This is a genomic window from Bradyrhizobium sp. STM 3561, assembly GCF_045571455.1.
In the GTDB taxonomy this organism is placed as follows: Bacteria; Pseudomonadota; Alphaproteobacteria; order Rhizobiales; family Xanthobacteraceae; genus Bradyrhizobium; species Bradyrhizobium vignae.
On record NZ_CP120695.1, the window covers coordinates 3,746,875 to 3,761,642 of the forward strand.

Annotated in this window: 15 protein-coding genes; 6 read left to right on the forward strand and 9 right to left on the reverse strand. The window is 64.0% G+C overall.

Features of this window, described 5'->3' with window-relative positions:
* Positions 1 to 442 precede the first annotated feature (442 nt).
* Complete coding sequence (locus tag P6U28_RS17770; RefSeq protein WP_407122864.1) at positions 443 to 3,934, reverse strand: indolepyruvate ferredoxin oxidoreductase family protein; 3,492 nt, start codon at positions 3,932 to 3,934, stop codon at positions 443 to 445.
* 293 nt (positions 3,935 to 4,227) lie between these two features.
* Here P6U28_RS17770 and P6U28_RS17775 point away from each other — a divergent pair, with 293 nt between their 5' ends.
* Positions 4,228 to 5,448: a cytochrome c gene (locus P6U28_RS17775; RefSeq protein ID WP_122402733.1), complete on the forward strand. Its 1,221-nt coding sequence runs from the start codon at positions 4,228 to 4,230 to the stop codon at positions 5,446 to 5,448.
* 33 nt (positions 5,449 to 5,481) lie between these two features.
* Here the strand turns inward: P6U28_RS17775 and P6U28_RS17780 are convergent, their stop codons facing one another.
* Entirely contained in the window at positions 5,482 to 6,126 is a 645-nt protein-coding gene (locus P6U28_RS17780) for a trimeric intracellular cation channel family protein (protein WP_122402732.1), read from the reverse strand.
* 166 nt (positions 6,127 to 6,292) lie between these two features.
* Between P6U28_RS17780 and P6U28_RS17785 the strand changes: the two genes are divergently transcribed.
* Positions 6,293 to 6,685, forward strand: a complete 393-nt coding sequence (locus P6U28_RS17785; RefSeq protein WP_122402731.1) for a hypothetical protein — start codon at positions 6,293 to 6,295, stop codon at positions 6,683 to 6,685.
* A gap of 168 nt (positions 6,686 to 6,853) precedes the next feature.
* Here the strand turns inward: P6U28_RS17785 and P6U28_RS17790 are convergent, their stop codons facing one another.
* Genes P6U28_RS17790 through P6U28_RS17800 form a run of 3 tightly spaced genes read right to left on the reverse strand, consistent with a single transcriptional unit; the run spans position 6,854 to position 8,397 of the window.
* Positions 6,854 to 7,663, reverse strand: coding sequence for an oxaloacetate decarboxylase (locus P6U28_RS17790; RefSeq protein ID WP_122402730.1), 810 nt, complete (start codon positions 7,661 to 7,663; stop codon positions 6,854 to 6,856).
* Positions 7,664 to 7,714: 51 nt separating this feature from the next.
* The gene (locus P6U28_RS17795; RefSeq protein WP_122402729.1) at positions 7,715 to 8,065 is read right to left on the reverse strand and encodes an antibiotic biosynthesis monooxygenase; all 351 of its coding nucleotides are present in this window, start codon (positions 8,063 to 8,065) and stop codon (positions 7,715 to 7,717) included.
* 23 nt (positions 8,066 to 8,088) lie between these two features.
* On the reverse strand, positions 8,089 to 8,397 hold the full coding sequence (locus P6U28_RS17800) for an NIPSNAP family protein (protein ID WP_122402728.1): 309 nt from the start codon (positions 8,395 to 8,397) through the stop codon (positions 8,089 to 8,091).
* 170 nt (positions 8,398 to 8,567) lie between these two features.
* On the opposite strand from P6U28_RS17800, the gene P6U28_RS17805 reads away from it, so the two are divergent.
* The 3 genes from P6U28_RS17805 (at position 8,568) to P6U28_RS17815 (ending at position 10,932) form a co-directional block, all read left to right on the forward strand.
* The gene (locus tag P6U28_RS17805; protein ID WP_122402727.1) at positions 8,568 to 9,266 is read left to right on the forward strand and encodes a helix-turn-helix transcriptional regulator; all 699 of its coding nucleotides are present in this window, start codon (positions 8,568 to 8,570) and stop codon (positions 9,264 to 9,266) included.
* Positions 9,267 to 9,483: 217 nt separating this feature from the next.
* Positions 9,484 to 10,491, forward strand: coding sequence for an alpha/beta fold hydrolase (locus P6U28_RS17810; protein WP_122402726.1), 1,008 nt, complete (start codon positions 9,484 to 9,486; stop codon positions 10,489 to 10,491).
* A 186-nt stretch (positions 10,492 to 10,677) separates the two neighbouring features.
* Complete coding sequence (locus P6U28_RS17815) at positions 10,678 to 10,932, forward strand: GCG_CRPN prefix-to-repeats domain-containing protein (RefSeq protein ID WP_122402725.1); 255 nt, start codon at positions 10,678 to 10,680, stop codon at positions 10,930 to 10,932.
* Between the two features lie 164 nt (positions 10,933 to 11,096).
* Here P6U28_RS17815 and P6U28_RS17820 read toward each other — a convergent pair whose 3' ends face one another.
* Positions 11,097 to 11,384 carry a twin-arginine translocation (Tat) gene (locus P6U28_RS17820; RefSeq protein WP_122406605.1) on the reverse strand — a complete coding sequence of 96 codons (288 nt, stop codon included), beginning with the start codon at positions 11,382 to 11,384 and terminating at the stop codon, positions 11,097 to 11,099.
* Between the two features lie 120 nt (positions 11,385 to 11,504).
* Positions 11,505 to 11,849, reverse strand: a complete 345-nt coding sequence (locus tag P6U28_RS17825; RefSeq protein WP_122402724.1) for a hypothetical protein — start codon at positions 11,847 to 11,849, stop codon at positions 11,505 to 11,507.
* A gap of 129 nt (positions 11,850 to 11,978) precedes the next feature.
* Between P6U28_RS17825 and P6U28_RS17830 the strand changes: the two genes are divergently transcribed.
* Entirely contained in the window at positions 11,979 to 12,632 is a 654-nt protein-coding gene (locus tag P6U28_RS17830) for a glutathione S-transferase family protein (protein WP_122402723.1), read from the forward strand.
* A gap of 7 nt (positions 12,633 to 12,639) precedes the next feature.
* Here P6U28_RS17830 and P6U28_RS17835 read toward each other — a convergent pair whose 3' ends face one another.
* Together P6U28_RS17835 and P6U28_RS17840 are read right to left on the reverse strand one after the other, a co-directional pair.
* Positions 12,640 to 12,987 (reverse strand): hypothetical protein, encoded by a 348-nt coding sequence (locus tag P6U28_RS17835; protein WP_122402722.1) that lies wholly within the window; start codon positions 12,985 to 12,987, stop codon positions 12,640 to 12,642.
* 131 nt (positions 12,988 to 13,118) lie between these two features.
* Positions 13,119 to 14,651, reverse strand: a complete 1,533-nt coding sequence (locus tag P6U28_RS17840) for an acyl-CoA carboxylase subunit beta (RefSeq protein ID WP_122402721.1) — start codon at positions 14,649 to 14,651, stop codon at positions 13,119 to 13,121.
* Between the last annotated feature and the right edge of the window lie 117 nt (positions 14,652 to 14,768).

Here is a 14,768-nt window from a genome sequence, read left to right on the forward strand (position 1 = left end):
ACTTCAACACAGTTGCTCCCCGGGGAGCGATGCACTATTGCCCCCGTCGCCTTGCGAGCGATCGCAAGACTTGACGCACAGACCCCGGGCGTCAGGACCACACGATTTTGCCGTACGCGAGACCGCGCCCGTCGTGCCGCGAGACAATTGCTCGCGTGACGCAGTCCACGTCCACCGCCGCTCACCCCGCGTTTCGTGACGATCGCGATACGCCCCTCTGACCGGGATGAGGTGAGCGAGGGTTACGACAATTCCGAATTTCGGTAAAGTGGAATATTTTTGCGGTTACGATTGACCTACGGTATGGGTGTTTTGCCCGGCGGGCAGCACAAGGCATGGTGTCGCAGGGTGGGCAAAACGGAAGCGTGCCCACGTCTTCTTCGTGATCAATGGCAGGTGGCGGGCACGGCGCTTGCGCCTTTGCCCACCCTGCGAGACCTTCCTACTCCGCCGCGATCTGCCGAGGCGCCGGCGGCGGGTTTGCGAGATCGGCGGCGAGCTGGGCGTAGCGGGCCTTGGCGTCGTTCACCGCCTTCTCCTTCACCGGGCCGTAGCCGCGGATGCGGTCGGGCAATGAGAGCAGTTCGACCGCGGTATCGATCGTGACCGGCGACAACAGGCCGAGCACAGTGGCGACGTCCTTCTCGTAGCCGGCGATCAGATCGCGCTCGAGCTTGCGGTCGGCGCTGCGGCCGAAAATGTCGAACGGCGTGCCGCGCAGGAATTTGAACCTTGCCAGCACGCGGAAGACGTTCAGCATCCATGGGCCGAAGGCGCGCTTCTTCGGGCGGCCGAGCGCGTCGACGCCGGACGCCAGGATCGGCGGCGCCAGGTTGAAGCTGAACTTGAAATCGCCCTCGAACTGGTCGCGGAGCTGCTGCTCGAAGGCGCCGTCGGTGAAGAGGCGCGCGACCTCGTATTCGTCCTTGTAGGCCAGCAGCTTGGCGTAGTTCACCGCGACCGCACGCGGCAGCGCATCGCCGTAACCGCCCTTCGCGGCGGCGTCGCGGACCTGACCGACCAGCTTGCGATAGCGCTTGGCGAGACGGGTATTCTGGTAGGCGGTGAGATGCTTGGCGCGATGCTCGATCACCTCGTCCAGCGTCATGGCATCCAGCGTCTTCGGCGCAGCCACCTCGTCCGTTCCCTTCAGTATGTCGGCAAGACGCTTGGGATCGGCAACCGCGAGGCGGCCGAGGCGGAAGGCTTCCTTGTTCATCTTGATCGAGACGCCGTTGACCTCGATCGCCTGCTCGATCGCTTCCGCAGAGAGCGGCAAGAGACCCTTCTGATAGGCATAGCCCATCATCATCATGTTAGTGGCGATGGCATCACCGAGCAGCTGCTCGGCCGGCTTGGTGAAGTCGAAGAAGACGGAATCCTTGTGCAGCGCCGTCTCCAGCACCGCATTGAGCTTGCGGGTCTGGAAGTTGAAATCGCGATTGAGGATGAAATCGGCGGTGGGGATGACGTGGCTGTTGATGATGCCGCGGGTGCGGCTGGTGTCGCAGAGCGTGATGGTGTCCTTGGCGACCGCCACCACCTCGTCGGCCGCGAGCACGAGATCGGCGGTGCCGGTGACGATGCGCGAGCAGGTGACTTCCGCCGGATGATCCGACAGGCGGACATGGCTGAGCACCGCCCCGCCCTTTTGCGCGAGGCCCGACATGTCCAGGATCATCGAGGCCTTGCCCTCGATATGCGCGGCCATGCCGAGCAGCGCGCCGATGGTGAGCACGCCGGTGCCGCCGACACCGCCGACCGCGATGTTATAGGGCTTGTCGAGTGTCGGGCGCGATGTCGGCTCGGGCAGCTCGCCGATCTCAACGAGTTCGGCGGGCGCGCGGTGGCGCGGCGCGCCGCCATCGATGGTGACGAAAGACGGACAGAATCCTTTCAGGCAGGAATAGTCCTTGTTGCAGGATGACTGGTTGATGGCGCGCTTGCGGCCGAACTCGGTCTCCAGCGGCTCGACCGAGATGCAGTTCGACTGCACCGAACAGTCGCCGCAGCCTTCGCAGACGGCCGGATTGATCATGACGCGCCGCGCCGGGTCCTCCATCAGCCCGCGTTTGCGGCGACGGCGCTTCTCGGCGGCACAGGTCTGCACGAACACGATCGCGGAGGTGCCCTTGAACTCGCGGCACATCTTCATGACGTTGTCGAGCTCGTCGCGGTGATACTTCTTGACGCCGGGCGCGATGGTATCGGCCGGATAAGCGTCCGGGTTTTCGGAGACCAGATAGAGCTCGCGGATGCCTTCGGCATAGAGCTGCTGGGTGATCTGCTGCGGCGAGAGATCGCCGTCGTGGCGCTGGCCGCCGGTCATGGCCACAGCGTCGTTGTAGAGGATCTTGTAGGTGATGTTGGCCTTGGAGGCGATCGCCTGGCGGATGGCGAGAATGCCCGAATGGAAATAGGTGCCGTCACCAAGATTAGCGAAAATGTGATTCTCGTTGGTGAAGGGTGCGATGCCGACCCAGGGCACGCCCTCCCCGCCCATATGGGTGAACGTCTCCGTCGAGCGGTCCATCCACAGCGCCATGAAATGGCAGCCGATGCCGGCGAGCGCGCGGCTGCCTTCGGGAACTTTCGTCGATGTATTGTGGGGGCAGCCGGAGCAGAAATACGGGGTCCGGGAGACGGGTGCGACCGCCTGCATTTGCGTGGCCTGACGGCCGTTGAACCAGTCGGCCTTGGCGCGGAGCATCTCCGCGATCTCGGGATTGAGATTAAGCCGGAGCAGTCGCTCGGTGAGCGAGGTCGCGAGCGAGGCGACGCTGAGCTCGGCGGCGAAGGTCAGGAAACGCTTGTCGTGCTCGTCCATCTTGCCGACGATGCGCGGGCGAACGTCGTCGCGCCAGTTGAACAGCTCCTGCTTGACCTGGTTCTCGACGATCTCGCGGCGTTCCTCGACGATGAAGATCTCCTCGAGCCCGACCGCGAACTGGCGCACGCCTTCCGGCTCCAGCGGCCAGGGCATGCCGATCTTGTAGAGGCGAAGGCCGATTTTGGCGGCGACCTCCTCGGTGATCCCGAGCTCGCGCAGCGCCTGCCGCACGTCCTCGTAGCTCTTGCCGGATGCCATGATGCCGAAACGCGCGTTCGGCGAGTCCATGGTGACGCGGTTGACCTTGTTGGCGCGGGCAAAGGCGATCGCGGCAAAGCCCTTGTAGTCCTGCAGGCGGCGGTCCTGCTCGAAGCGGTCGTCGGGCCAGCGCAGATTGAGGCCACCGGGCGGCAACTCGAAATCGGTGGGGATGATGAAGGGCTTCATCTCGTCGGTGAGGTCGATCTCGGCGGTGGTCTCCACCGTCTCCGTAATCACCTTCATGCCGACCCAGCAGCCGGAATAGCGCGACATCGCGATGCCGAGCAGGCCCATCTCGATCATCTCGTGGATGCTCGACGGATAGAGATAGGGCATCAGTGCCGAGATGAAGGCATGGTCGGACTGATGCGGGACGGTGGAGGATTTCGCGCCGTGGTCGTCGCCGGCAAGGCAGAGCACGCCGCCGTTCTTGGCCGAGCCCGCGGCATTGCCGTGGCGGAACACGTCGCCGCAGCGGTCGACGCCAGGACCCTTGCCGTACCAGATGCCGACCACACCGTCATACTTGGCGCCCGGCGAGAGGTTGAGCTGCTGCGAGCCCCAGACGGCGGTTGCGGCGAGGTCCTCGTTCACGCCTGGCTGGAACTTGATATTGTACTGCTCGAGATGCTTGCGGGCGGCGAAGAGTTGCTGGTCGTAGCCGCCGAGCGGCGAGCCGCGATAGCCGGAGATGAAGCCGGCGGTGTTGAGGCCATTGGCGCGATCGCGCCGGATCTGGGCCATCGGCAGGCGCACCAGGGCCTGGATGCCCGTGGTGAAGACGTGTCCGGTCTGCTGGGTGTATTTTTGATCGAGACTGATCGGACCCTGGTTGATGCCCATGCTGTCCTCTTTAACCGCCCTGTTCAGGTCTTTGTCACTTAGCGTCGCTTAAGCCGTTGCATCCCCGTTGTTTTTAGCTAGGGCGCGCCGACCACTTCCGCCACTCTATGTCGGATATTTCACGATCCGCATCACAAATCTGGACCAAAGGGAGCCTCGGGTAAAAATCGCAATTTCGTGGCCTGAAACACGCTGAGCATTTTCAATTTGTGTCACCATACCCCCGCCGTCGCGAAATGAATTGATGCTCCTTTCACGCAGGTGGGGTCGATTGGTCGCAGGAGAGGCTTTCGATGCGGACGATTCTGGCTGGCTTGGCTCTTGCGGTTTTGGCGTTGTGCAGTGCGATTGGAAGCGCGGCCCGTGCCGCCGAGCCGTCGCCAGAGCTGATCGCCTATGGCAAGGCGCTGGTCGAGGCCGGCGGCTGCGCGGGCTGCCACACCGCTGATCCGGCAAGGCCCTTCGCGGGCGGCAAGCGCATCGACACCCCCTTCGGCGCGATCTATGCGCCGAACCTGACGCCGGACCGCGATGCCGGGATCGGCGCCTGGACGGATGCCGACTTCACCCGCGCCATGCGCTATGGCATCGCGCCGGATGGATCGAACTATTATCCGGCCTTCCCCTACCCTTACTTCACGCGGATGACCAAGGACGACACGCTGGCGGTCCGCGCCTATCTCGGCACGCTCGCACCGGTGGCGAGCGGCAACAAGCCACCGGAGCTGCGCTGGCCGTTCGGCTACCGCGGCCTGATGCGGATCTGGAACGCCATTTATTTCAAGCCCGGTCTGTTCGAGCCGGATCAGAGCCAGAGCGCGGCGTGGAACAGAGGCGGCTATCTCGTCACCGGTCTCGGCCATTGCGGCGCATGCCATACGCCGAAGAACTATTTTGGCGCCGACAAGCAGGCCCAGGCGCTCTCGGGCAACGAGGTCGGCGGCTGGTACGCGCCAAGGCTCGATGGCGCTGCGCGCACCGGGCTGAAATCCTGGAGCGAAGCTGATATCGCGGAGTATCTGCAAAGCGGACGCAACGCGAAAAGCCATGCCGGCGGCCCGATGGCCGAGGTGATCGTCAATTCCACGGCGAAGATGAGCGATGCCGATATTCGTGCGATCGCGCTGTATCTGAAAAGCCTGCCGCCGGCGCGACGCGAGACGATCGTGACGCCGCCGGACGAAGCCGAGATGAAGGCCGGCCAGGCGGTCTACGCAAAGCTCTGCATCGCCTGCCACGAGGCCGACGGCACGGGCAGCCCGCGAATCTATCCGCCGCTGCCGGGCAATGCGCTGCTGCAATCGATCAATCCGTCCTCGACCCTGCGCATCATCCTCGACGGCGCCCACACCGTGACGACGCCGCGTGCGCCGAACACCGGCGAGATGCCGGGCTATGCCAATCTGTCCAACGGCGAGATCGCCGCGGTGGCGAACTACATCCGCAATTCCTGGGGCAATGCCGCGCCGCTGGTGACGCCGTCGCAGGTAGCGAAGGCAAGGAAGGAGGAGTAGCTCGCCGCTGCCGCCCCGACGACATGGATGGAGCTACCGCTCCTCGTTGTCCGTGAACACGAACTTCGGCATCTCCCATTTGTAGCGCACCGCGAGCAGGCGGAAGCTGATGCCGAGGACGAAGGTCAGGATGGTCCAGAGCTCCGCGTTGAGCTGCAGGCCGAACGCGGTCGCATAGAACAGCCCCGTCACCACCGAGACGCTGGCGTAGAGCTCGGAGCGAAACAGCAGCGGCACGTCGTTGCAGAGCACGTCGCGGAGCACGCCGCCGGCGCAGCCCGTCACCATGCCGGAGACGATGACGATGGGCAGCGTCGCATCCATCTGCCAGGCAACGTCGCAGCCCGCCATGGTGAAGATCACGAGACCGATCGCGTCGAGCACGATGAAGGCGACCTTCAGCCGGTGCACGAGACGCGCGATCAGAATGGTGACGAAGGCGGCGCCGCCGGCGAGCGCGAGATAAATGGGGTTGGCGACCCAGGCCAGCGGATAATGTCCGAGGAAGAGATCGCGCAGCGTGCCGCCGCCAAGCGCGGTGATGCAGCCGAGGAAGCAGACGCCTAACCAATCCATGCTGCGACGCCCGGCAGCGAGCGCAGCCGTCATGCCCTGTGCGGCCACCGCAACCAGCAACAGGAAATGCAGCACGGTATCGGTCGGCGGCAGGCTCCACATCGCCCTGTTCCCCTCCTCGCAATGGAACTCACGCGCGGGATTCCCGACGGAACAGGTTCCCGATTCCCGAGAGTAGAGCAACATACGACGAAAGCATTGGGTGGCGCGGAACAGAAGCTCGCAGCTGAGGGTTGTCCCGAAGTCATAACCCGAGGAGAACCAATCGATGGCTGACGACCGTTTTCCCAACGATCCGTACCGCCCGAACCTCGCCGACGATGAGTATTCTCGCGCGGTGCGCCGGGATGCCGACCTGCAGGCCGATCCCGAGCTCGGCGAAGGCCCTGCCTCCAGCGGCAAGATCGCGCTGTTTGCGGTGGCGGTCGCCCTGGTGCTGGGCGCCGTGTTCTACGGCTTGAACAACACCACCACCAACAACCAGGCGGGCAATACCCCGTCAACGCAGACTGCGCAGCAGGCGCCGTCCGCCAATCCGGCCGCCCCTCCCGGCATGCGTGACGTGACGCCGCGGAGCAACACCGAGCCGGGCGTGACCACGGGTGCTGCGCCGAGCAAGCCCGCCCCGGATACGCAGACTCCGTCTGACGGCGCGAAGTAGCAGCCGCAAGCTGGAGCGGCGGGACCTCACATCCCGCCGCTTTTCGTTTTCGTAGCTATGCGCTTGCCTAAAGCGCGATGAGATTTGGATGAATCGTCATCGCGCTTTAGCTTGTTGTTTACGCATGATCTTTCCGGAAAACCGCTTCGCACTTTTCCGGATCATGCTTTAGCTGAACATCTTGTTGAGCTCACCGCCGGGATAGCCGCTGCCGAGCTCTGCGAACGTGCCCTTCTCCGCCATCTCCTTTGCCGCGCGCATGAAGCCGCCCCAGGCAGCGCGGGCGAGCGAGCCGCCGACGCTGATGCGCCGGACGCCGAGATCTCCGGCCTCCCGCAGCGACAGGCCGGACGCGCCGATCAGAAGGTTGAACGGCTTTGGATGCACCGCCTTCACCACCGCGACGATGTCCTCGCGGCTCTTCAGGCCCGGCGCGTACAGACAGTCAGCGCCGGCATCGGCATAAGCGGTCAGGCGGTCGATGACGAGCTTGAGATCGGTCACGCCCCAGAGATAGGCTTCGCAGCGGCCGACCAGCAGCGTGCCGCTGTCACCGATCGCCTCGCGCGAGGCCTTGATGCGCTCGACCGCGAGCGCGCGATCATAGAGCGGCTTGTCCTTGTCGCCGGTGGAATCCTCGATCGACAGGCCCGCGACGCCGGTGCGCACACAGCGCTCGACATTGTCGGCAACCTTATCCGGCTCGACCGCAAAGCCGCCCTCGAAATCGGCGTTCACGGGGATGTCGACGGCCGAACTCAATGCTGCCAGATGCTGACAGACGTCCTCGACGCTGACGTGATTGTCCGCCTTGCCGATGGTCCAGGCAAAGCCCGCGCTCGATGACGCAATCGCCTTGAAACCGAGATGCTGCAACGCTTTCGCGCTGCCGACATCGACCGGATTGGGCAAAATGAAGCAGCCGCTCTCGTGCATCTTCCTGAACGTCGCGCGCTTGTCAGCGGTCGTCACATGCATGTTTCTCTCCCTTGTTGGCCGCGCAGACATAGGCGCGCGGTTTCAAGTCCGCTAGTGCGCATCGTGCACGGCGCGGCTGTCCTTCGGGGCCTGCTCGCGGTCGGTCATGCTGTAGTCTCGGATCACGCTGGCGATGCGCAAATGATAATCCGCGAAGATTTGCGCGCGGCCTTTTGCCTGGGTGCGGCGGTGCTCCATGGTGTTGCGCCAGGCCGCCACCGCTGCCTCGTCCCGCCAGAACGACACCGACAAGATCTTGCCCTTCTCGGTCAGGCTCTCGAAGCGCTCGACCGAGATGAAGCCGTCGATGGTCTGCAGCAGCGGCTTCAGATCGGCCGCCAGGTCGAAATAGTCCTGGCGGTGTTCCGGCTTGGGCCAGACCTCGAAGATTACGGCGATCATGGGCGTCTCCTGCTGTTGGTCGGCTACAATACCACCTTGCGCAGGAAGGTGCGCTCTTCGGCGAGGATGAATTTGTTCTCCTCGGCGAAATGGAAGTTCGCCATGCCCTCGGCGTCCTGTCGCAGCCGCGCGCGATAGGCTTCATAGGCGGCCAGGCTCTCGAAGGTGATCAGCGCGAAGGCGATGTTGTTGGTGCCCTCATGGGGCATGAAATAGCCGATCAGGTCACCGCCGCATTTCGGGATGATGGTGAGCCAGCGCTTCGCATATTCCTCGAACTGCGAGCGCTTGAAGGGATCGAGCTGGTAACGGATGAAGACGGTGACGGGCATGCGGGATCTCCTCTGTTTCCACATCGTCATTGCGAGCGCAGCGAAGCAAATCCAGGAATCCCTCCGCGGAAAGGGTTCTGGATTGCTTCGTCGCAAGAGCTCCTCGCAATGACGACTTGGTGAGAGGCTACGCCCTTGCCTGACCACAATGCTTCGGCTACCATCGAAGCATGAAATCAGGCCCCGACATCGCCATGGTCGCCTCCCTGGTCGGCGACCCCGCCCGCGCCAATATGCTCACCGCGCTGATGAATGGCCGCGCGCTCACTGCCAGCGAGCTGGCACAGGAGGCCGGCATCACACCGCAGACCGCGAGCTCGCATCTCTCGAAGCTCGAGGCCGGCGGCCTCGTCGAGCCGGAGAAGCAGGGCCGGCACCGCTATTATCGCCTCACCGACGACGACGTCGCCGGGGTGCTCGAGGGACTTGCCGGCCTCGCCGCGCGGACCGGCCACATGCGCGTGCGCACCGGACCGAAGGATCCTGCGCTGCGTCGCGCGCGGATCTGCTACGACCACCTCGCCGGCGATCTCGGCGTGCAGATGCTGGACTCCCTGCGCCAGCGGCAGCTGGTCAGGCAGAGGAAACAGGACATCGAACTCACGACTGAGGGCGAGCGCTTCCTTGCCAAACATCTGCAGATCTCACCCGACATGCTCAGCCACCCACGCCGCCCGGTGTGCAAGGCCTGCCTCGACTGGAGCGAGCGGCGTCACCATCTCGCCGGGACGCTGGGCGCGGCCCTGATGCAGCGCTTCGCCGAGCTGAAATGGGCCTGCCGCGATGCCACGCCCGGCAGCCGCGTGGTGAATTTCACCCGCACCGGCGAGAAGCAGTTCGCCGCGTTGTTCGGGAATGGGAAGGACTGATCACGCACTCCACCTGTGATCGCACATTTGCGTGTGATTGGATGATCTCGTTATGGCCCGGCTTGACCCGGCCATCCACGTCTTTATGGCCACCGTCATTCCGGGATGGTCCGAAGGACCAGACCCGGAATCTCGAGGTTCTCAGGTGCGCAATTGCGCACCTGAGTTCGCTGCTTCGCATCGCCCCGGAACGACGTTGCCAAACACGGGATTTCGAATGAACCGCCTCCTCCCAGCCGCGCTCGCTGCCGCCCTCGTTACAATCCCACCCCCAACACACGCCGCCGATACCGCGCCGCGCGAACCCTATGGCATCGCGCTCGAAGGCTTTGCCTATCCCTACCCCGTGCACCTCTTGCCTGTCGTCAACGACGGCGAGCAGCTCAGCATGGCCTATATGGACGTGGCGGCCGCCCAGCCGAACGGCCGCACTGTCGTGCTGCTGCATGGGCGCAATTTTCCGTCGAGCTATTGGGCACCCGTGATCAGGATGCTGAGCGAGGCCGGCTTTCGTGTCGTGGTGCCGGACCAGGTCGGCTTCGGCAAATCCTCCAAGCCGCAGAGCGAGCTGCATTTCGACAATCTGGCGCGCAACACCATTTCGCTGCTCGACCATCTCAAGATCGACAAGGCCGAGATCGTCGCGCATTCGCTCGGCGGCATGCTGGGCGTGCGCATCGCCCGCGCCTATCCGGATCGCCTCGCCCATCTGGTGCTGACCGCGCCGATTGGCCTCGAGGACTACCGCCTCTACGTGCCGCCGACGCCGACCGAAAAGATGATGGAGACCGAGGACAAGCTCACCGCCGACGGCTATCGCAAGCAGCTCCAGACCAATTACGCGATCAAGCTGCCGCCTGAGGCGATCACGCCGTTCATCGATGCCCGCTTCAACATCAAGGGCAGTCCCGATTATCCGCGCTGGCTGCGCGCCTTCGTCTCGTCCGGCCAGATGATTTATCGAGAGCCGGTGGCGCACGAGATCCCGCTCATCGCGTTGCCGACGCTGTTCATCATGGGGGCCGACGATCACAACGCGCCGGGCCGACCACTCGCGCCGGAGGCGCTGCGGGCCAAGATGGGGCAGAACGCCGAACTGGCGAAGGCGCTGGCGGCGAAGATGCCGAATGCGCGGGCCGAAGTCATTCCCGACACCGGCCATCTCGTCTTCCTGGAGGCGCCGGAGACGTACAGGGAGGTGGTGCTGGGCTTTCTCGGCCGCTAGCGCCACATGCGTATCGTCTGAGGCAGGATGCGTGGAACGTTCATGCCGCATTCAGATCGTGATTGGCAGGCTTGGCTCGCGACGTGTTGGCAGGTCCCTGATTTAACGTGTCGAATCGTGTCTCTTGATTCATCCTGCGCTGCAAGCGCCCCTAAGCCTGACCTCAAGGACAAGAAGGAAGATCCAATGAAATACCTGTTTGCGGCCGTCATGCTCGCCAGTGCGGTCGTCGGTTTCAGCGAGGCGGCCAGCGCCGCCGGCGGTTGCGGCCCGGGCTGGTATCGCGGCCCCTATGGCGGCGGCTGCCGTCCGATGCGCGGCGCGGTCGTCGTTCGCCCCGCCCCCGTGGTGGTCGCCCCGGCGCCGGTCGTCGTTGTGCCTCGCGCGCGCGTGTGCCCCTACGGCTTCCGCTGGTACGCCGGCCGCTGCCGCCCGATCTGATCTCGTCCATTTGCGTTGCGGAGTGGCCGCGCGGCGAAAGCTTGCGCGGCCATTTCCTTTAGATTGCTCCCGACGATTCCATCCGCCGTGGAACTGGAGCGCCTTGGAACCAAAACGGGGATCGCCAGCTGCGATCCCCGTTCAATTTCCGCCGTGGGGCGAACTTACCAGTAGTGGCGGCGGTGCCAGCGCCGGTGATGCCGGCGCCAATGACGGCGGCGCCAGCCCCAATGGTGGCCGCGCCCATGCCAGTGCACCTGCTCAGGCGTCAGCTTGGCGGCTTCCTCGCTGGTCGTGACGGCAGGATGAACGTCGGGACTGCCTTGCGGCGTGCGGGCGGCATTACCAAGCGGCTGCGGTGACAACGGCGCGGCCTGCGCGGCGGTCGCGGCGAAGGCGGCGGCGCCCGCCGTCATCCCCAATGCAAGTTTCAAAAAGTTCCGGCGCTCCATGACTTCTTCCTCTTGGATCATCGTAAGAGTGATGCACAAGGAGTGTCGCGATGACGACATGAACCGAAGCTGAATCGCATATTCAGATTCACGATGAAGCCGAGAGGCGAAGCGCCCGGATTACGCTTGCGCCTCATCCGGGCTACAGGATCTCGTCGCGAACTCCTGCGCCAGCACCAACGTCTCGCGCGAGCGCTTCACGTCGGGCCAGTCGCGGTTGAAGTCGGCAACGAGCCTTTGTAGCGCATCACCTTGCAGCATCGCATTCAGCTTGGCCTCGTCATCGAACTGATACATCGCCTGGTGCAGGGAAGGATCGTCCAGGCTCCAGAAGCGCCAGGCCTTGGCTATGCCGAACGCCTTCGCTGCATCGGGCAGATGTTCCGTCTCGTACCATCGGTCGAAGGCGGCGCGCTTGTCGGGATCGGTGATGATGGCGCGGACGATGAAGAACGCTGACGGCATCGGGTTTCCTCCCATTGTTTGCGGCGAGACTAGCCGCTTCGGCAGCCGGGTACAAAAAAAGCTGGCGCCCATGTCGGAACGCGTGTTCTTCGTACGACCTTGCTTCGAACTACGACATGGAGATGCGGCATGGCCGACCTCACGCTGACCACCTTCGACTGGGTTCCCGAGATGCCCAGGGGTTTCGTGCGCGACCTCCGCGTGCGCTGGGCACTGGAAGAAGCCGCCCTGCCCTATCGCGTCGCCAGCGTGCCGTTCGGCGATCGCGGCGCGGCGCATCTTTCGCACCAGCCCTTCGGCCAGGTACCGTGGCTGACCGACGGCGACCTCTCGATCTTCGAGAGTGGCGCGATCCTGCTGCATCTCGGCGAACTCAGCGAGACGTTGCTGCCAGCAGATCCGCGCGGCCGCAACGAGGCGACGAAGTGGGTGTTCGCGGCGCTCAATTCAGTGGAGATGCCCAGCCTGCCCTGGACCATGTACAAATTCATGGGCATTGACGACGGTTCGCCTGCCGTGAAGTTCGTAGACGACTTCTTAAAGCTCCGCCTCAAGCACCTCGAGCCGGTGCTGGCTGCCCGCGAATGGCTGGCGGGCCCCTTCTCCATCGCCGACATCCTGATGGCAGACGTGCTCCGGGTGGTCGATCGCTTTGAGGGACTGGCGAACAGCCCAGCCTGCCGCGCCTACGTGACGCGCGCCACGGCGCGGCCGGCGTTCGTCAAGGCGCGCGCCGACCAGATCGCTCATTTCGCGGCGGCGGATAAGGCGCGAGGCTCGTGAAGGCGCCTCACACCAGCTTGAGCGGCGTATCGGCGACCACACGAAGATCGATGCTGCCGATCAACGCTGAACGCCGCGCCTCGGCGGCACCGATGGCGTCTTCCGTCTGCCGCAACGTGCTGATGTTCGAGCCGAGCGAGACGATCCCACCAAGAACCAACGCGATCGAGCCGAGCGCCGCGGTCTGACCGAAGCCAAACAGGCCGAGGATCGTAACGAGCAGCAGCGCCGCCCCGCCACCGATGGCAATCTTGGACGCCAGGATGTATTTGCGGCACCGGTCGGCGATCTCGGCGAGCGCCTCGATCCGATCTTCGATCTGTGAAATTTCATCGGTCAGATCGTCTTCGGTCATTGGATTTCAAGATTAGGAGCTCGATTGCGGATGGAGCGTCGTCGCTAGGTCATTCTCAGCCAGGCAGCTTGCCCCCAACCGTCCATTCGAGGCACCATGCGGTTTTGTACATAAAAGCGCCTGTGACCTCCTCACAACGGCAAATTGTCGTGCTTCTTCGCCGGCATTTCCGTTTTCTTGTCCTTCAGCATCGCCAATGCCCTTGCGATCCGCTTCCTCGTCGAGTGCGGCATGATGACGTCGTCGATGTAGCCGCGCTCGGCCGCGATGAACGGCGACAGGAAGCGGTCCTCGTATTCCTTGGTTCTTGCGGCAATCTTGTCGGGATCGCCGAGGTCGCTGCGAAAGATGATCTCGACCGCGCCCTTGGCGCCCATCACCGCGATCTGGGCGGTCGGCCAGGCGTAGTTCATGTCGGCGCCGATCTCCTTGGAGGCCATGACGTCGAAGGCGCCGCCATAGGCCTTGCGGGTGATGATGGTGACCAGCGGCACGGTGCACTGCGAGTACGCGAACAAGAGCTTGGCGCCATGCTTGATCAGGCCGCCATATTCTTGGCTCGTGCCCGGCAGGAAGCCCGGCACGTCGACGAAGGTGACGATCGGGATGTTGAAGGCATCGCAGAAGCGGACGAAGCGCGCGGCTTTCCGCGAGGCGTCGCTGTCGAGCACGCCGGCCAGCACCATCGGCTGGTTGGCGACGAAGCCGACGGTGCGCCCCGCAATGCGGCCGAAGCCGGTGACGATGTTCTTGGCGAAGGCTTCCGCGATCTCGAAGAAATCGCCCTCGTCCACGACCTTCAGGATCAGCTCCTTCATGTCGTAAGGCTTGTTCGGATTATCGGGAATCAGCGTGTCCAAGGACATGTCGACCCGCTCGATGGAGTCGAAGCTCGGCCATTCCGGCACGCCGTCGGTGTTGTTGGACGGCAGGAAATCGATCAGGCGCCGCATCTGCAGCAGCGTCTCGACGTCATTCTCGAAGGCGCCGTCCGCGATCGAGGAGCGCGTGGCGTGCACCGAGGCGCCGCCGAGCTCTTCGGCGGTGACGACCTCATTGGTCACGGTCTTCACCACGTCGGGGCCGGTGACGAACATGTAAGAGGTGTTCTTCACCATGAAGATGAAGTCGGTCATCGCCGGCGAATAGACGTCGCCGCCGGCGCAGGGGCCCATGATGACGGAGATCTGCGGGATCACGCCCGAGGCCAGCACGTTGCGGCGGAACACGTAGGAATAGCCGGCGAGCGCGGCAACGCCTTCCTGGATGCGGGCGCCGCCGGCGTCATAGAGGCCGATGATGGGCGCCCTCGCCTTCATCGCCATGTCCTGGAGCTTCGTGATCTTCAGCGCGTGGGTCTCGGACAGCGAGCCGCCGAACACGGTAAAGTCCTTGGCGAAGACGAAGGTCTTGCGGCCGTTGACGGTGCCCCAGCCGGTGACGACGCCATCGCCCGGCACCTTGGTCTTCTCCATGCCGAACTCGGTGGAGCGGTGCTCGACGAACATGTCGAACTCCTCGAACGATCCCTTGTCGAGCAAAAGCTCGATGCGCTCGCGCGCCGTCAGCTTGCCGCGGGCGTGCTGCGCCTCGATGCGCTTCTCCCCGCCGCCGAGCTTGGCGCCGGCACGACGATCTTCAAGGGCGTCCAGAATGTGTTTCATTTGCTCCCGCCAGGTCTTAAGTGATGCGGGGTTCTAACACGGCATTTTGCGGGCCGGAAAGCCGCTTTCGCGGTCGCAGGGCTGCCCTGCCGTAGCGGGAAAGCGCAAGGAATTACA